This is a genomic window from Nocardia araoensis NBRC 100135 (assembly GCF_000308435.1).
GTDB lineage: Bacteria > Actinomycetota > Actinomycetes > Mycobacteriales > Mycobacteriaceae > Nocardia > Nocardia araoensis.
Genome location: NZ_BAFR01000048.1, coordinates 1 through 17,717, shown reverse-complemented (window position 1 = coordinate 17,717; position 17,717 = coordinate 1). Strand labels below are relative to the sequence as shown.

Annotated in this window: 15 protein-coding genes and 1 pseudogene; 9 read left to right on the top strand and 7 right to left on the bottom strand. The window is 65.9% G+C overall.

Translation table 11 applies throughout. The features are described from left to right. Positions 1-186 precede the first annotated feature (186 nt). Positions 187-786: a hypothetical protein gene (locus ON21_RS06610; RefSeq protein WP_051020416.1), complete on the top strand. Its 600-nt coding sequence runs from the start codon at positions 187-189 to the stop codon at positions 784-786. 249 nt (positions 787-1,035) lie between these two features. On the opposite strand, the pseudogene ON21_RS06605 reads toward ON21_RS06610, so the two are convergent. Beyond that, positions 1,036-1,332, bottom strand: a pseudogene (locus ON21_RS06605) (IS1380 family transposase); the annotation flags it as partial. Between the two features lie 987 nt (positions 1,333-2,319). Between ON21_RS06605 and ON21_RS06595 the strand changes: the two are divergent. Next, a complete protein-coding gene (locus ON21_RS06595; protein WP_245562490.1) occupies positions 2,320-3,306 on the top strand; it encodes a tyrosine-type recombinase/integrase in 987 nt (328 codons plus the stop codon). A gap of 1,454 nt (positions 3,307-4,760) precedes the next feature. Further along, complete coding sequence (locus tag ON21_RS06590) at positions 4,761-5,954, top strand: FAD-dependent monooxygenase (protein WP_218004047.1); 1,194 nt, start codon at positions 4,761-4,763, stop codon at positions 5,952-5,954. Here ON21_RS06590 and ON21_RS06585 read toward each other — a convergent pair. Continuing rightward, positions 5,913-6,767, bottom strand: a complete 855-nt coding sequence (locus tag ON21_RS06585) for a helix-turn-helix transcriptional regulator (RefSeq protein ID WP_039796468.1) — start codon at positions 6,765-6,767, stop codon at positions 5,913-5,915. The two genes, ON21_RS06590 and ON21_RS06585, sit on opposite strands and share 42 nt — an antisense overlap. 141 nt (positions 6,768-6,908) lie before the next feature. On the opposite strand from ON21_RS06585, the gene ON21_RS06580 reads away from it, so the two are divergent. From ON21_RS06580 to ON21_RS06570, 3 genes are all read left to right on the top strand, one after another. Further along, entirely contained in the window at positions 6,909-7,958 is a 1,050-nt protein-coding gene (locus ON21_RS06580; RefSeq protein ID WP_039796467.1) for an aldo/keto reductase, read from the top strand. Next, positions 7,955-8,281 (top strand): putative quinol monooxygenase, encoded by a 327-nt coding sequence (locus ON21_RS06575; RefSeq protein WP_245562489.1) that lies wholly within the window; start codon positions 7,955-7,957, stop codon positions 8,279-8,281. The genes ON21_RS06580 and ON21_RS06575 overlap by 4 nt, the downstream gene beginning before the upstream one ends. A gap of 228 nt (positions 8,282-8,509) precedes the next feature. Then, positions 8,510-9,139, top strand: coding sequence for a VOC family protein (locus tag ON21_RS06570; protein WP_039796466.1), 630 nt, complete (start codon positions 8,510-8,512; stop codon positions 9,137-9,139). A gap of 225 nt (positions 9,140-9,364) precedes the next feature. Here ON21_RS06570 and ON21_RS06565 read toward each other — a convergent pair whose 3' ends face one another. From ON21_RS06565 to ON21_RS06550, 4 genes are all read right to left on the bottom strand, one after another. Continuing rightward, complete coding sequence (locus ON21_RS06565; RefSeq protein WP_051020414.1) at positions 9,365-10,510, bottom strand: esterase/lipase family protein; 1,146 nt, start codon at positions 10,508-10,510, stop codon at positions 9,365-9,367. Between the two features lie 406 nt (positions 10,511-10,916). Then, positions 10,917-12,287: an ABC1 kinase family protein gene (locus ON21_RS06560; protein ID WP_039796520.1), complete on the bottom strand. Its 1,371-nt coding sequence runs from the start codon at positions 12,285-12,287 to the stop codon at positions 10,917-10,919. A 97-nt stretch (positions 12,288-12,384) separates the two neighbouring features. Next, entirely contained in the window at positions 12,385-13,632 is a 1,248-nt protein-coding gene (locus ON21_RS06555) for a PucR family transcriptional regulator (RefSeq protein WP_063821024.1), read from the bottom strand. A gap of 285 nt (positions 13,633-13,917) precedes the next feature. Next, positions 13,918-14,550 (bottom strand): TetR/AcrR family transcriptional regulator, encoded by a 633-nt coding sequence (locus tag ON21_RS06550; RefSeq protein WP_039796517.1) that lies wholly within the window; start codon positions 14,548-14,550, stop codon positions 13,918-13,920. Positions 14,551-14,714: 164 nt separating this feature from the next. Between ON21_RS06550 and ON21_RS06545 the strand changes: the two genes are divergently transcribed. After that, positions 14,715-15,584, top strand: a complete 870-nt coding sequence (locus ON21_RS06545; RefSeq protein ID WP_039796465.1) for a class I SAM-dependent methyltransferase — start codon at positions 14,715-14,717, stop codon at positions 15,582-15,584. Positions 15,585-15,757: 173 nt separating this feature from the next. Here the strand turns inward: ON21_RS06545 and ON21_RS39890 are convergent, their stop codons facing one another. Continuing rightward, positions 15,758-15,916, bottom strand: coding sequence for a DUF6011 domain-containing protein (locus ON21_RS39890; RefSeq protein ID WP_245562491.1), 159 nt, complete (start codon positions 15,914-15,916; stop codon positions 15,758-15,760). 197 nt (positions 15,917-16,113) lie between these two features. On the opposite strand from ON21_RS39890, the gene ON21_RS06535 reads away from it, so the two are divergent. Both ON21_RS06535 and ON21_RS06530 read left to right on the top strand, forming a co-directional pair. Further along, positions 16,114-16,530, top strand: coding sequence for a hypothetical protein (locus ON21_RS06535; protein WP_157170740.1), 417 nt, complete (start codon positions 16,114-16,116; stop codon positions 16,528-16,530). A gap of 192 nt (positions 16,531-16,722) precedes the next feature. Then, complete coding sequence (locus ON21_RS06530) at positions 16,723-17,697, top strand: serine/threonine-protein kinase (protein ID WP_051020413.1); 975 nt, start codon at positions 16,723-16,725, stop codon at positions 17,695-17,697. Positions 17,698-17,717: the final 20 nt, after the last annotated feature.

The window sequence follows — 17,717 nt, the reverse complement described above, 5'->3', positions numbered from 1 at the left end:
GACCTCGCGTGGTTCTACGACAACCTTGGTGTGCTGGTCCACCACGACGTTTGTCGACCTAGCGCCGATGTCGGCTGCCTGGGCGGCTCCGTCCTGGATGTTGGCCGAAATGAAACCGCTTGTGCTGATGACTGGGCCCCGGGATTCGCGTTCCGCTAATCATGGGCTGAACGTTATCGTCACTACATGGGCGAGGAAGCGTCTGCCGACGATGTGGCTTGGTTTTGCCGACAGGTGCGCGCACGGTCGCAGGAGCACGAGGAAGCCATGTCCGTTGCGGCTCAACGGACATGGTTGTCCATCGCTGTCGGGATCTTGCGCCAGGAGCTGGACTCCATGGTCCGAGTCATCTTCCTTCTGAAACAACACGATCCCCGGCTACGGGCGCAGCTTCTACGACAATCCGTCTCTGGCGAGATATGGACGCTGCCCACGAGCAATGGCAGGTCGAGAAGGGTGACAGACCGGGACATGGTCGAACTTGCACAGAACCTTCATGATGGGTGGACTCAACTCGTGTACCGCTTCGGTTGCAGCTTCATCCACCTGTCAAATCTGCACGACTACCACTCGCGCGACCCGTTTCATGGCCTGCCGCAGGAGGAACGCGAGGACATTGCGCGGTATCTTCGGCAGTACCATGGCAGGCCAGTCTCGGCTGAGTCGTCGTTCGAGGAAATTGCTGCTTACGCCCCAAAGGTGCTGGGCAAGATTTCTTCCAATCTGGAGCTGTACCTCACCGACCTCGAACATAGGCTTGCGCGCTCGGGACATCACAGCTCATAGCGCTGCGTATGCCTGACCATCAAGCAGGCGCAACCGGCCGGCACGACTCCGACAGGCTTCAGATGGGTTGGGCAGTAAATCTTCTCAGCGGATTGCCCGGCCGCACCCTAAGCCTCGATCCGTGGAGTGAGGTTGTCGGTTGTCCGCGCGCCTGTGGCGTGCGGACAACCGGAGTATGGGTAGGGGGTAGCCGCTGGTCTGCCCAGCTTTTCCACTTCGGTGTCGGTTCGGCCCGTTCGGGGTGGGTGGTCAGGCGGCGACGGCTTGTGGTGGTGTGTGGCCGATAATGTTGTGCCACAAGGCAAGCCAGGAATCGGCCCAGGGCCATCGGGCGGGCGAGTGCAGGACGGGGCGGCGTTGCGGCCGCGCGAGCCGGGCGGGGATGTTGACGAGTTTGCGGCGCAGGGTGGCGCCGCGAGCACGGGTGTGCGGGCCGCCGGCTAGAGTTCCTGCGGCGCGTAGCAGGTTGTGGGCGATCGCGGCGCAGAGCACCCACGCGGAGTTGGCGGCGAAGCGTCCGGGAGGCTTCATCATCTGCCGGAGAGGAAGGAGTCGTGTCGTCGAGGAGGAAGGACGCGGCCGAGCTGCGTGAGCGGGCGGTGCGAATGTATGCCGAGGTTGCCAATTAGCATCGCCCACGCATCCGTGCCCTCTTGTCCGCCAGCCCCGTGGCCGGGCCACCTCCAACACTTGCAGACTCGAGCTGGAGTGGGCCGCGACGAGGGTGGTCGTCGAGTTGCTGGGTGTGGGGCACGAGACCCAGAAACCGTCCGTAAGCGCAAAATCAGTTTGATCGGCACGATTCTAATCTGTACGGAGCTCCGCCGAGGGCACGAACCTGCGGCGGACGCATGCACACGCGGCACCCCCTCGCCCGCGTGGTCGAATGCTTCCCGACATCGTTCACGCGCCCAGCGGTGCGGCTGATCGCACCGGGTCCGTGCGGTCGGGTGCCCCGACGCGGAGGTAAACCCTTGGCCCACAATGAAGTCGAGTACTCCAAACCCGAACACCCGGGTAGGACCGCAGGGCGGTGGCCCTCGTGCTGATCGCACCAGTCATCCCACCGTAGACAGCTCTGCACGAGCTCATCGAAGCTATGCGCACCACGCCACGACCGGTCGCCGCACCCATAGATCCCGGCATCGTCTACAGCATGTGCACCGTCGGCGCCGCCGGACGCATCCACGACCGAGCAGTCCTCGACACTCTCGACTGGCCCACCGACACCCGACTCGGGATCCGCAGCGGCAATGACGGGATCTGCTCGCCCACCGAACCGACCACGGCACAGCACACGTCACCGGCGGCTACTTCCGCATCCCCTTCCGGCAACGACGCCAAGTCGACCTCAACATCGGCGACAAAGTCCTCCTCGTCGCCGACCCAACCCGGCGGCAACTCGCGATCTACCCACCACCAGTACTGCACGCGTTCTTCGGCCACCACGTACGTGCGCTGGAGTCGTAGCCAATGACATCGATTGTTCGCACCGTCGCGAATCCAACGACCATCGACGTCACACGAATCCTGTTGTCGCAGATCGGCATCACAGCCATCGACCTACTCACCGACACCGCCGCAGCACCAACCTTCGGCCAAATCATCCCGAAACTCCGCGCCACCCTCACCCCAGGCACCCTGCGCACCTATAACACCCACCTCAACAACCTCGAAAACACCTGGCACAACCACCCACTCGACGCGGTAACCAAAGCCGACCTCGACGAGAAAGCCCGAGCGGTACAAGTCGCCAGCCGCGGCAGCCGCAACGGCACCAGCGCACGAGAACACTTCATCAGCGCTGTTCGCTGCCTCTACCGCTACGCCGAAGACAACAACTGGATCCACCCCACCCGAAACCCCGCTCGCCACCTGGCAATACCCACACGACCACCGTCACACCGACAGGCGATCTCCTCCCCGCTCCTCGCTGAGATCTGCCAAGTCGCCTCCCTCACCGGCAACGACCGCGAACTCGGCACCTTGATACTGCGGCTACACATCGAAACCGCCTGCCGCCGCGACGGCGCCCTCCGCCTACGCCCCTGCGACCTCGACCCACACCACTGCCTGATCCTGTTGCGTGAGAAAAGCGGAATCGACCGGTGGCAACCCATCTCCCCCACACTCATGCGACACCTACTCCGCCACGCCGAACAACGCGGCAGCCCACGCGACGGGCAACTCCTGCGCTACCGCAACGGCAAACCCATCACCGCCCGCCGCTACGACCACCTCTGGAACCGCCTCGGTGAACACCTCCCCTGGGTCGCCACCCAACACATCAGCACCCACTGGCTGCGCCACACCACCCTCACCTGGGTAGAACGCACCTTCGGCTACGCCACCGCCCGCGCATACGCCGGCCACCACACGCGAACTCACGGCACCACCGCCACCTACGTCAAAGCCAATCTCTACGAAATCGCCGCGGCACTCTCCGCACTCACCCGAGAACCCCACCCACTACTACTCACCAACCAACCCAACCACGCACCCTCCCCCACACACCAGTGAACGTGGTGCCGGTCGCCAGATTGCAGCGACCGGCACCACCACACGCTGCACGCGATAGCTGATCCGACGCACGCCCCAACACCTTTGACGCAATGACCGAGACACAACCATCCGAACCGAGGGCGGCCCACGACGACCGCTAAGCATTCAGCTACCTTCGCGAAATTCCTGAAACTGGCTGCAGTTCAACAGAATACAGACACACACCCCATCATTATCGAGCCTGTGCTATGCTCTAGCGGCACGCATTAGATGCCACTCCAACACGAATCTGCGTCAAACACGGCGTATTTCGGTGGCCAAGTCCCCTCTCGCGCACAGATTCACGTCATACGTGACACCTTCCCGAGCAGCGTGTGGGAGCACACGCGCCCACACGGAGCCGACCAGCTGAACACGCTCTGACCTGCTGCGATCCATGCCACAAGTGCCGGATCGCGACACATCCGCCTTCTGCGAAAAGTTTGCTGGCGGTGGTGATCAGCCGTGATCGCGCCGGTCATCCCGCCACAGTCGCCGTTGCAGGAACGTGTTCACAGACCGCAGGTCACGAACCGCGTGGTCCGTCCCCTCGACGATGACGTCGTCTACCGAGTCCGCACTGTCGGCGACGAAGGTCGCGATCTCGACCAGCTCGCCTTCACCGCTGTGGTCCGACGCCGCCCTGGGACCTCATCTGGAACCGACCCGCCCGGAGGCCGGAGTACTGCCGGTCCAGATCCAGATGGACTGCCATGACGGAGGGTGGGAAGGGAACTGCCGGGTTCCGTTCCGGCCAAGAGGCAAATCTCGACGGCGATGTCGATGCACTAGCGCCACGGGGCACGCAGGCACCCTCGGATTTGGCTTACAGCGGGGAATGCGGCGGGCATTATAGATCAGTGGAAGCGACAACTTCTACAATTGTGCGAAAACGCGTACAATTCGGGCAGGTCGGGACTGTCCCTGGAGCCCTATCATGTTCGACAGAAAGAATTCACATACAAAGTTCGCCCGGTTAGCGGCCGCCGCCGGTATAGCCGCAGTTGCCGCAGTTCCGGTCGTCGCAGCCGCGGCGCAAGCGCCTACCGCCCGCGCAACGACGCCCACGTCTGCGACCCAGCTCGTCGACAGCCCTGGTTGGGGTCACGGCGGCGGCTGGGGTTGGGGCGGCGGCGGCTGGGGCCGCGGCGGCTGGGGGTGGGGCGGCGGCGGCTGGGGCCGCGGCGGTTGGGGTTGGGGTTGGGGCGGTGGCTGGGGTAACGGTGGCTGGGGGTGGTGGAACCCCGGCTGGGGTGGCTGGGGCAGCTTCTAGCGCCGGTGACCGAGCCCGGACACGTACAGCGTGCCGGGCTCGGTCGCATCGAGCACGGCTCATGTGAAGCCCGAGTTCGACCGACCGTGCTGGAGCTGGTGACGAGATGAAGATTGTGTGCGTCGGTGGCGGGCCGTCCGGGCTGTACTTCGCGATTTCGATGAAGCGGCGCGACCCGGCTCATGACATCACGGTGATCGACCGCGATCCCACCGGGTCCACCTACGGCTGGGGCGTCGTGTATTGGGACGACCTGCTCGACATTCTGTATCGGAACGACCCCGACAGCGCCCAGGCGGTGCGTGCCGGGTCGGTTCTATGGCGTGAGCAGGAAATTCATGTGCGCGACGACCGAGCCGCGTATTTCGGGGGCTACGGGTTCAGCATGGGGCGCGCGGCATTGCTGGACGTACTTTCCCGGCGGGCGAGCGACCTGGGCGTCGATGTCCAGCACGGGCGAGAGGTGCACGATCTGTCCGGCTTCGGCGACATCGATCTCATCGTCGCCTCCGACGGCGCGAGCAGCCGGATACGGCGGCTGAGTAGCGATCATTTCGGCACGTCCGTAACACTGGGCGACAATCGATATGTCTGGCTCGGTACGGACAAGGTCTTCACCCGCTTCACCTTCGCCTTCGAACACACCTCGGCCGGATGGATCTGGTTCCATGCCTACCCGTCGGTTGCCGGAAAAATCAGCACCTGCATCGTCGAGTGCCAACCGCGGACTTGGCATGGGCTGGGATTCGATTCCCTGGACAACGCGGAGAGCTTGCGTGTTTTGGAAACCATATTCTCGCGCCTTCTCGACGGTCACTCCCTGCTCAGCACGACACGAGGCGAAGCCGCAAGGTGGAGCCGCTTTCCCGAGGTGACCAACAAGACCTGGTATCACGACAACGTGGTGCTGCTCGGCGACGCGGCGCATACGACGCACTTCACCATCGGTTCCGGCACCCGGTTGGCTATCGTCGACGCCGTCGTGCTCGCACAGAACCTGTACGAGCATGCCGAGGTCGCCGACGCGCTGGAGACCTACGATGCACAGCGGCGCGCCGCGCTGCGCCCGATACAGGCGGCCGCCCGTACCAGCATGATCTGGTTCGAACATGCCGACCGGTATCTCGACCGCAGCCCCGTGCGGTTCGCCTATGCGATGGCGGCTCGGCACGGGCCACAAATGCCTTGGCGATTTCAGCTACACCTGCTCACACAGGTACCCACGGTGCGCAAGATCCGGCGTGCCATCGACTCCCGACGGCGGTGGTGGCGCGCTGCTCGACGGGGGGAACTCGCGATGACGCGAGTGGTCTCAGCTCACCGGCCGCGTTTCCTCAGCCCAGCTCGCGAGTAACCGCAAGGCGGTTTGCGAGGCCGATCCGTCTTCGACTGTGTGCGCGATCAGCGCTTGGTCCGGGTCGTCCGGGAAGCGCAGGGTTTCGAAGCCGAGGTCCAGTTCGCCGACCACTGGGTGCCGGTAGACGTACCGGCCGTGGGTCTTGTCCTTGATCTGGTGCTCTGCCCACGCTTTCCGGAATTCCGCGCTGCGCGTTGAAAGCTCGTCGAGCAACGCCGCCGTTTCCGGGTCGTCCGGGTGACGCCCGGCGTCGAGTCGGAGGTAGGCGGCCACGTCGCGCGTCTTTTCCGGCCAATCAGCGTAGAGGCTGCGCATGCCTTCGTCCAGGAAGACGAGACGGGCCAGGTTCCGCTGCGCGGGTGGCAGTGCGCCGAAGTCCGTGATCAGCGCGGCGGCGAGTCGGTTCCAGGCCAGCACATCGGTGTTGCGGCCGACGATGTACGCGGGCACGTCGGCGGCCGAGTCCAGCAGCCGCCGCAACCCCGGCCGGACCCGCTGCGGCGCATCCGCGCGGTCGCCTTCCGACCAAGGTCGTGCGAGCCGGTAGAGGTGTTGCCGCTCGACGTCGTTCAGGCGCAGCGCCCGGGCGACCGCATCCAGTACGGCTTCGGAGAAGTGCAGGGTGCGCCCCTGTTCCAGCCGCACGTAGTGGTCGACGCTCACTCCGGCGAGCTGTGCGAGCTCCTCCCGGCGCAGCCCAGGAACGCGGCGCCGACCGCCGTAGTCCGGCAGTCCGAGCTCCTCGGGCCGCAAGCGGGCCCGCCGGGAGCGCAGGAATTCGCCTAGTTCCGCCCGTCTGTCCAATGGCATGCGGCCAGTATCCCCGCGCCCGCCGGAAGCGAGCCTGGTCATGCGGTGCCCAGGCTCCGGCTGGCACTGGGTAGCCCGGCACATGGCCGCCAAGGTTGGAGGCACCGGAAACAAACACCGACAAGAGAAGAGCACTGCGCAATGACTACCCTGACCACCGTCCCCCTCGGCGCCACCGGTATGGACATCACCCGGCTCGGCTTCGGTTCGTGGGCCGTTTCAGGATCGGGCTGGACCTTCAGCTGGGGCGCCACGGACGACGCCGAATCGGTCGCCGCGATCCGCCACGCGCTCGATGCGGGCGTCAACTGGATCGATACCGCCGCCGTGTACGGCCTCGGCCATTCGGAGGAACTGGTCGGCAAGGCCATCGCCGGCCTGCCGCAAGCCGACCGCCCGTACATCTTCACCAAGGTCGGCCTGGTCTGGGACCCGGAGAACCCGTCGGCCGCGCCTCGGCGGATCATGAAACCCGCCAGCGTGCGCCGCGAGGTCGAAGACTCCCTGCGGCGGCTGGGGGTCGATCACATCGACCTGTACCAGGTGCACTATCCCGACACCGGCGAATCGCTGGAGTACGCTGGCGGCGGCTTCGGGGCGGTGTCGCCCAACGCCACTCCGCTGGAGGAGTACTGGCAGGTCATGGCCGACCTGAAGGCCGAGGGCAAGGTCCGGGCTATCGGATTGTCGAACCACACGCCCGACCTGCTCGACGCCGCCGAGCGGATCGCTCATGTCGACGTCATCCAGCCGCCGTTCTCGGCGATCAATCGGTCGTCCGCCGCCGAGATCGCCTGGGCACACACGCACGAGACCGGCGTGATCGTCTACTCGCCGTTGCAGTCCGGCTTGCTGACCGGCACTTTTTCGGCCGAGCGTGTGGCCGGTCTGCCCGCCGAGGACTGGCGGACCGCTCACCACGACTTCACCACCGGCCTGACCGCCAACCTCCGGTTGGCGGACGCGCTGCGCCCCATCGCCGCACGACACGGCGTGACCGTCGCCGAGGTGGCCATCGCCTGGGTGCTGGCTTGGCCCGGTATCACCGGAGCCATCGTCGGTGCGCGCAAGTCCGACCAGGTCGACGGGTGGATCGGCGCGGACTCGGTGGCTCTGACGCCGTCGGACCTGGCCGAGATCGCCGCGGCGATCACCGACTCCGGCGCGGGCACCGGCCCCACGAAGCCGTGAAAACCTCGACCGCGCAGGAGATCATCATGTCGCTCACCGTCATCGCCGAGTGCCTGGCCGCGCCCGGACAGGAGGATAGGCTGCGCACCGCGCTGGAAGCGATGATCGAGCCTTCGCTGGAGGAGCCCGGCTGCCTGGCTTACCGCCCCTACCTCGACCCGAACCACGCCGGCCGGATGGTGATCGTCGAGGAGTGGACCAGCGCGCAATCCCTTGCCCGCCACCTCACCACCGCGCACTTCCGACACGTGAAGCAAGTGCTCGAACTCGTGCTCGCCGAGCCGATGACCATCCGCACACTGGTCACCGCCCCCATGGGGTGAACTGCCGAGAGCCGGCGACGGAACCCCGACCGCGATCCCCTGCGCGAGTTCGGGGTTCCCGCCCCGGAGGCGGCACAACAGATCGAAATGGAACGTATGACGCATCCGGCGAGCGCGACTTCTATGACGTCGGCAGCGGCTGTTCTCGAGCCGAGTCCCGGGCCGCCGGAATCGACCGGTCAGGAATCGAGAAGCGTCGCTCGCCGCGCGACGCCTAGCGTTGGCGTCATGAACCTCACCACTGATCAGGCCGCGATCGACTCCGTTGTCCTCGAGGTGGCCGACCCGGCCGCCGCCGAAGCCTTCTACGCCGCCGCGTTCGGACTCGGCGACAGGCTGCGCTTGCGCGCCTCCGAGGCTCCGACGAGCGGTTTCCGGGGCTACGTGCTGTCGCTGGTGGTGTCGCAGCCGAGCACCGTCGACAGCCTCATCGGCAGCGCGGTCGACGCGGGAGCGACGACGCTGAAGCCGGTCAAGAAGAGCTTCTGGGGTTACGGAGGCGTGGTCCAGGCGCCGGACGGCGCCCTCTGGAAGGTGGCGACGTCGTCGAAGAAGGACACCGGACCGGCCACCCGGGAAGTAGACGATTTCGTGGTGCTCCTCGGGGTCGACAACGTCAAAGCGACCAAGCAGTTCTACGTCGATCGCGGCTTGGCCGTCGGGAAGAGCTTCGGCAGCAAGTACGTGGAGTTCACCACCCCGGCCGCTTCGGTCAAACTGGCGCTGTATGGGCGCCGCGCCGCGGCCAAGGACGCGGGCATCGCACCGGAAGGCACCGGTTCGCATCGGATCGCCATCCGCGGCAATCTCGGTCCCTTCGTCGACCCGGACGGGTTCGCTTGGGAGGCTGCGGTCTGAGCCGGTCGCGGAATGCGTCGCTCCCCTCGCGGCCGAAGCATCTCGGCTGATCCCAAAGGTGTGCCCATCGAGCGAGGGTCCAGGTCGCTCGATGGGCACTTCGCCGCGGCGCGAGCCACCGCACGGGGCAACGTTTCGGTGCTCGCGCTACGCGGCGGGAGTGCGCCGGAGCCGGGGCAAAGCTCCGCGAAAGCCGCCGTCTCCGGCGCACGTCTGCGAAGGCGGTCAGAGTGAGCCGCCGCCGCCCAGCAGCCACGGGTTGAACGTGCACTCCAGATTCGGGTGACCCACCGGGTCCAACGCCCGCAGCGCGATCGACAGCGCTCGCGGCGAATACATCATCGTCAGATGGTCCGACACATCCTGCTCGCACCCGTCCTGCAACGTGATGTTCTGCACCGACACCCCGGACGCCGCCTTCAGGAACGTCAGGTCGTAGGGATTGGTGATCTCGTCGTACCGGGTACCGACCACGGTGTAGTCCACGCCGGTGATCGTGTCACCGTGCTCGTTGAGCTTGTTGACGAAGTCCGAACCGATCGTCTGCTGAATTCCCGCGTGTCCCACGAAGATCTCCACGAAACCCAGCACATCGATCCCGAAGTTGTTGATCGCCCGCCCCAACGCGCCGATCCCGTCCAAACTCGTCCCATGATGCGTCGCACCGAAGGTGACCAGATTCTTCACCTTCGCCGCACCGCCCTCGAACTTCGTGTACCAGTTCGACATCGACCCGCCCTGGGAGTGCGCCACGATATCCACCTCCGACGCCCCCGTCGCCGCGAGCACCCGATCGACGAACACCGCCAATTGCTTGGCCGAGTCCTGGATGTAACCGGTGCCCATCACCCCCGGCAACACCGATCCCAGACCGCCGCCCTCCAACAGATTCGACCGCCCGTAGTTGAACGTGAAGGTGCAGAATCCCGCATCTTTGATCGGCTGCCCCATGAACGCGAACCCGTTGTAGGCATTCATCCACGTCCCGTGCACCAACACCACCGGACGCGGATGCTCCGCCGTCGGCTTACAGTTCCAGTCGTTCGCTCCCGGCGGCGCCACATCCGGATGGGTCAGCCCGTACCCGAACGCCGCCAACCATGACGTCATCGGCGGACCGAACCCCACCGTGTCACTGGCGTAACCGCCCGACGACCCCGAACTACTGCCCGAACCGCCGTAGCAGTCACCGGATCCGTTCCCCGACCCCGCACCGCTCCCCGAGGTACACGCCGAACCCGACCCCGCACTCCCCGAATCCGCCACCGGCGCGGTCTTACGCCCCGCCGCGATGTAATCGGCCAACTGCTGCTCCGTCGGCTCCGCCGCCGGCGCCGCGTGCACCGTCAGTGCGCCCAGCCCCATTGTCATGGTCGCGGTTACGGTGAATACGGCGATGCGCAGTATTCGCCGACTGACGTTTGATCTCATCGAATGCCTTTCCGTATTTCGGCATGGTTGTCCTTGTCGGCAGGCGCGCCTCGCATGTCGAACGGCAGTAACGATAGAGCGGCAATCGATGAAAGCTGCTGGTCAGCAATGGATTCTGGGCGGCTCACTGCGAAGACGCAGTTCCGTATATGAGCGGCCACAGAACGGAAGAATGGGAGTGAGGGGACGGGACACCGCGGCGCGCTATCCGCTCTTTCCGGAACCGACAATCCGAAAGGTGAAGTACCGGAGTGACCCCCCGGATTCAGCGCATCAGCGAAATGTGAGCCAGGAACTGCCCGTCCATGCGAGCGACGATCACGGATTTATCGTGCGACACCGGATGTCACAGACCATCCCGCCATTTTGCGATGGCCCGTCCGATCTCGGTGACGGGCGGTTCCTGGTAGAGCCACTCACGCGCGAGCCGATGCCAATTGTTGGTGGCCCGCAGCTGACCGAGCACGGCGAAAGTGAACAGATCCGCGCGTCGTGAGAACACATGCTCCGACGGAAGCTGCTGTTGCCGCATGCCTTTGAACTCCGCGGCGCGAGGGTCGACAGCGAGAATCACCGCACCTGTCGCGAACTCGGGGGTGATCGCTATCCGCTCGTCGAATAGATGCCACCCTGCGGCGGCCCATACGTATTCCATGCATTCCTCGGCGGTGACGCCCGCATCCGGGTCGATGATGCCGCGTCCCACCCAAGCCTCGTACAGGTCCCGGGCGCGGTGTTCCCCCGCAGCCCGCAGACACGCGCGCTCGAAGTCGACATGGACGGGGTCCATCCGGTCGTACAGACCGAAATCGACGAACGCGAGCCTGCCATCGGCCGCGAGCAGAATATTTCCCGGGTGAGGATCACCGCAGAATTCGTTGTCGCAGAACAACGAACTGATATAGAAGCGGTAGATCAGCTCGCCGAGCCGATCACGTTCGGCGTCGGGCAGCGTCCGGAGCTGACGAAAAGTCGCACCCTCGACGAACTCCGTCACGAGAACTTTTCGCGCGCAGTATTCTTCGATGCTGTCGGGCACCGTGATGAAAGGATGGCCGCGATACCGCATCGCGACGCGATGCTGGGTCCTGGCTTCCCGCGGATAGTCCAGTTCGTTACCGATGTTGCGCGCGATCTCCTCCAGCACGGCGCTGTCGGCGGCGCTGGGCAGCATGGATTTCCACAGCTTGCTGAGCATTTCCAGATTGCGCATGTCCGCGTGGACGGCCTGGTCGACGCCGGGATATTGCACCTTGACCGCGACGGTGCGCCCGTCGTGCAGCTGTGCCCGATAGACCTGGCCGATCGATGCCGCGGCGATCGGCGTCTCGTCGAAGTCGGCGAAGACTCGCGCCGGCGGCCCGAGATCGTCCTCGATCACTTTCAGCATCGCCGAAAACGGAACGGCCGGCGCCTGATCGCGAAGTTCGGCCAGCTTGGTCCGGAACAGTTCCCGATGCGATTCCGGAACGAGATCGACGTCGAGGACCGACAACATCTGACCCAGCTTCATCGCCGCGCCCTTCATGCTGCCGAGCACCGTGACAACCTGCTGCGCGGTCGCGAGTGTGGAACGTTCGGCGAGTACTCGCCGGGCCTCTTCGGTCCTGCCGATCATCGCCAAACGCGTTCCGACCCCGCGCACGGCTTGGCCCGCCGCCAACCGGCCCAGCCTGCCGCTTCTGGACAGACGTCCTCCGGGCACTCGATCGGCCACCGCATGCACCTCCATGAGCATCCGCGCGGCGTGCGTCGCACGTCCGGATATTCTTCGCACTTCCGACGCGGATTGTCGAGGGTGCGACGGGGACTACCTACCGGGAGTCGGCCATCCGCCGGGCATCGGCCGGAAGCCGCCGGGGACCGTCGTCGGTCCAGACGATCAGTGCCGAGCGCAAGTACCACAGCCCCCTGGCATCGGCCGGATCGAGGCCGGTGAGCTGTGCGATTCGGCGCAGCCGGTAGTCGACGGTGTTCGGATGCACATGGAGTTGCCGAGCCGTGCGCTGACGGTTGAGGTCGTTGTCGATGTGGATCCGCAGGGTCTCCAACAGGTCCGGGTGCTCCATCAGCGGCGCGACCTGGGTACCGAGTACATCGCGGCCGATACCGGGGCGGGTGAGCTGGTATTGCAGCGCCAGTTCGGTGAATCTGTACAACCCGGGCTCGCGTCCGAGTTGCTCCACGGTGTCGAGCAACTCGTGGGCTTGGGCAGCGGCGGCGGAGACCTGCCTGGGTCTTGCGGTCACGACGGTGGCCGTGAGCGGCACTCGCGCCGCCGCGGACAGCTTCTCGACCACGCGGTCCAGATCCAGGGTGCTGAGCTGGGTGGTGGGGATGAGGATCGTTCCTCCGTCGACAGACAGCAGCGACAGCGCTCGGCCATCGAAGAGGTCGGCGAGGCCGGACTGGAGGCGGCGGAGTTTACGCCGGGCGACGACCCGGCTGTCGAGATGAGGAAGACTTTCGTCGGGATGCGCCGGTACGGCGACCGCGAGCACGAAATACTCGTCGGCGACCGGTATTCCGCATTCGCGAGCCATCATCGAGGACGCGTGGCCGCCGAGCAGCGCCGAAGTCAGAGTGTGCGTCGCGGTGTGGTCCTCGGCCACCACGGCTTTGCACTCGCGCACATAGGCTTTGCTGACCGTCGCGGTGATCAGGTTCAACAGCTCGAGCGTGACGGCGGTGCCGGTCACGAGATCGGCGCGATCCGCCGAGCCTTTGTGGGCGAACAGCATGCCAAGTCCGAATTTGAACCCGGCATGAATCGCGTGGAGGACGCCGTCGATCGGGATTCCCTTCCTGGCCCATCCCGCCGCCGCGGTCCGCAGGATGTCGGTCCGTCCGGTCGATGCCTGCCCGTTCAATCGCTGGACGGCCCACTCCAAGCACATCCCGACCACGGCAGCGACTTCCGCCTCGGCCGCGCCGCCGGGCAGGGCGGCGGAATCGATGAGATGCGCGACGACCTTCGCGGCCGTTCGGTGGGTTTTCGGGGAAAGCGGCGTGACCTGCCGCGCGTTGTTCGCTTCGAGGTGGGCGATGCTCTCGATCGTCACTGGTGACCTCCTTGTCGCCGTGGAGCCGAGGGTGCGTCGGGTTCGCGCGCGATCGGCGACCGTGACTACCTCGCGGTGTCCGCGGCGCTGAATGCCGTTCGGTCCGTGGGAAAACGGTAAACCGCAGGCCAACTCAGCTGCTACTCCGCTTCGTGCGACCGGAAACGCAACCGAGGAATGGGCGCTGATCAGGAAAGATCATGAAGAAGCGCCCGATTTGGGAAGCTCGTCCACACCACATACATGGTCAGGTGCTCACTTTTTTGCGCGCGGCGCCACACCCGCTCACACGGCGGCGCGCGCCGCGGCCTCGGCTTCGGCCCACGCTCCGATCATCCGCGCCGTCATGTCGATCGCCTCCGCCCGCGCCGGATCGTCGACTTCGAGGGCGGACGCGCGCAGAACCGCCGCGAAACCGGTGTTGATCACCACGAACGTCATCACGTCGTACTCGTGATCGTCGCCGGGACCGAGCACCTGGATCAGCATCACCTTCACCAGCAGGCGCAGCCGCGGCTCGAACTCGGGGATGCCACTGCTGTAGAACTGCACACCCGCGACCAGCGCGCGCACCAGCTTCGCGTTGGCCACCAACTCTTCGGTGATCACTCCCAGGATGTCGGCGGCTACCTGGTGCATCGTTTTTCCCGACAGGTCGAAGACGCGCTGGGTGAAACGCCGCTCCACCGTCTCCAGCAACCGCTCGAGCAACTCTTCGACCAGGACGCTTCGATCAGCGAAGTAGCGGTAGACCGTGCCGATGCTCACGCCTGCTTCCGCCGCGATCCGGTTCGTGGAGGTATTGGCGATACCGCGCTCGCCGAACAATCGCGCCGCCGTGTCCAGGATGTGCTCCCTGGTCGCTTTGGCGCGTGCCTGAGAGGGGCGACGACGTTGACCGACAGCCTTCGGCGGCATGATTTCCTCCCGCCCGTCCACTGAAAATGAGCGTCGCTCATCTTAACCGCAGCACGCGGCGTCGCACCCGAACTCTGGTGCCATGGCATGTGTTCGACCAGGCATCACCCGATCACCGACGGTCGACACTGGCACCCATGTCGTTAGCATGCTAGTTTGCTAGCATGACCGCCGAGGATATCGAGGCCGACCAGACGATCGCGCCGGACAGCACCGCCGTCCGGGTAGCGCTGTGGCGAGCCGTGCACGTACTCGACGACCCGCCTCCGCACGTGTTCGACGACCGCGTCGGCCTGCGTTTGGCCTCCCCCGAGGACGGCTGGCGGCACCGTCCGGATATGGATCCGCAAGCCACCGGACCTATGCGGGCGGGCATCGTGTCACGCGCGCGCTTCCTGGAGGATCTCCTCGCCGAGCAAGCCGAGCGCGGCGTGGATCAGTACGTCGTCCTCGGCGCGGGGCTGGACACCTTCGCACAGCGCAGGCCCGAACTCGCCGCACGGTTCACCGTCTTCGAGGTCGACCAGCCCGGACCGCAGGCATGGAAACGGCAGCGCTTGGCCGAACTCGGCTTCGACATCCCGCCGTGGCTGCGGCTGGTTCCGGTCGATTTCGAGGTGGACGCGTGGTGGCAGCGGCTCATCGAGGCCGGTTTCGACCCCACCCGCCCGGCGCTCGTCGCCTCCGCCGGTGTCTCGATGTACCTGACCCGCGCGGCGAATATCGCCACCCTGCAACAGCTGTCGGCGCTCGCACCGGGCTCCACCGTGGCCACGACCTTCCTGCTGCCGCTCGAACTCGTCGACCCCGATGAACAGGTACTGCGCCGGTTCGCCGAGCAAGGCGCCCGCCGATCCGGCACCCCGTTCCTCAGCTTCTTCCGTCCCGAGGAGATAGTCGAGCTGGCCGAAGACGCGGGCTTCGCCGCCGCCCGGCACATCTCGGCCACCGAGCTGACCGACCGCTACTTCGCCGACCGGACCGACGGACTACGACCGGCCGAATCGGAACAGATCCTGATCGCGACGACCTGATCGCATCGGTCCCGGGCCGTCCCGCTTCCCATGCCACAACACGGCGATGGACTCGATGCGGGACGGTCCGATCGGATTCCGCGCGACGCGGCTTCGCGAGCGACCGGAGCATGCCCGCGCGGTGAACGCGGTGCCTTGGTTGGACCGAATCGATGGTGGACTCGTGCTTCGGATTACGCCGCGACGTCGAAAAGAGTTAGTTCCTGCGCGGATCGGGCGCGCATTTCCGCGCGTTCACGGATCGCACACGTCGGGCCGATTCCTTCCGCGACCGATTGCGGCGACAGCAGCCAACCGTGACAGCGACGGCAATGCGCGACCAATCGCACCATGGGGCGGTCATCAATGGCGGCCAATTCGTTCTCCTCTGGCCAGGTGACTACGACGCCAGTGTGACACGGGGCACCGACATGTTCCGGCCTCGCTTCGTCCGCTGTTTCCTTCCGTGATCAGTCGCTGAGCGTGCCTTCCCACCGGTTTATCGCAGCCGCATGAGATATCGCACACGCGCTGAGGAAAGATGGTGCCCATGACCGCTTCTCGACTGATTCGTTCGTTGGTGGGTACCGTGCCCGCGGTGCTCGCCGTCGCCAGCTTCACCCTGGCCGGAGGGGTCGCGACCGCCCAGGCCGCGCCCGGCATTCCTTCGGTTCCCGGCGTCGTGCAACGCCTGCAGATCGCTCCCGGCCAGAACAGCATCGAGGCCAGCGGCAACGTCGCGCAGGGCAAGGCCGACAGCTACTCCATCGCCACGGCGCCGGGGCAGCGCCTCAGCTTCGACGTCGCGGGCAACGCCCGCGTCTCGGTGGCCCCGCTGATCGGACCGCAGGTCGCCGCCGATGTGCCGCATGCCGATCTCGTCGCCGACGGCAACGACTACCAGATCCTCGTCTCCTCCGCCGACGGCTCGGCGGCGGGCTACACCCTCAAGGTCACCATCATCTGACGCACCCCTTCCTGCCCGCCGGCCTGGCGTGTCGTGTCACGACCTTCAGGCCGGCGGGGAGAAGTCTCGTGACCCGCGGGCTCCGAGTCGACGAGCAGCGGGCACCATCGCGCCTCCGCTAACGCAGTGCCCTCGAGCACACCGAAGGCAAACACCGGCGTGCGACCGAGGGCATCGCACTATGGTGAGGCGGTGCTGCTCGAACCAGGTGACCAGTTTGCGGGTTTCGTCGTCCGCGCCCCGCTGGGACACGGCGGCAGCAGCCAGGTGTACCTGGCCGAGGATCCGGAGTGGTCGCGGCCGGTGTCACTGAAGATCTTGGGACCGGAGGACAGCCGGTCGCCCGAAGCGCGCGCTCGATTCGTGCACGAGTTCGACATCTTGTCGGCATTGCGGCACCCCGACATCGTGCGGATGTACACGCACGGGGAAACCGACGGCAGGTTGTGGTCGGCCCACGAGTACGTGGCTGGCGCGACGGGTTCGACGTTGGTCCGCTCGCCGCATCGGTACCCGGACCTGCGACGGGTGCTCCATGTGCTCGAGCATGTCGCCGCGGGATTGGATTTCGCGCACGCCAACGGCGTGGTCCATCTCGACGTGAAACCGGCGAACGTGCTGGTCGGGACGGACGAGCCCGCGACGGTCAAGATCTCGGACTTCGACTCGGCCCGGTGGCTGGATCGCCCGGAACCGCCGTTGGCCACTAACGGGTTCGTCGTCGTGTCGGTGCCGTATGCCGCGCCGGAACTGCTGCGGGCGGAGACAGTTTCCCCGGCGACCGATCAGTACGCACTGGCGTGTTCCGCCGTCGAACTGCTCACCGGTCACACGCCGTTCTCGCGCGGGAATCTCATGGCCACCGCCGAAGCTCAGCTGCACGAGCCGCCTCCGGCGCTCTCCGCGCGCCACCGCTGGATCCCGCCCGATGTCGACGCGATCCTGCACCGGGCACTCGCGAAGGCCCCCGGTGACCGCTACGACTCCTGCACCGAACCCGTCCGCCTGCTCGCCGAGGCGCTCCGCGATGTCGACCCCCGCCCCCTCGCCCCCATTCTGAACCGCCTGAAGGTGACGGTTACCGGCTCGCCCCTGATGAATGCCGCGCTCGGACGATTAGGCGGCAGAGCATTCGGCAATCGGCTCGCGCTCCACAAGGCTGTTTGATCCCGTTCCTGTGCTCCTCG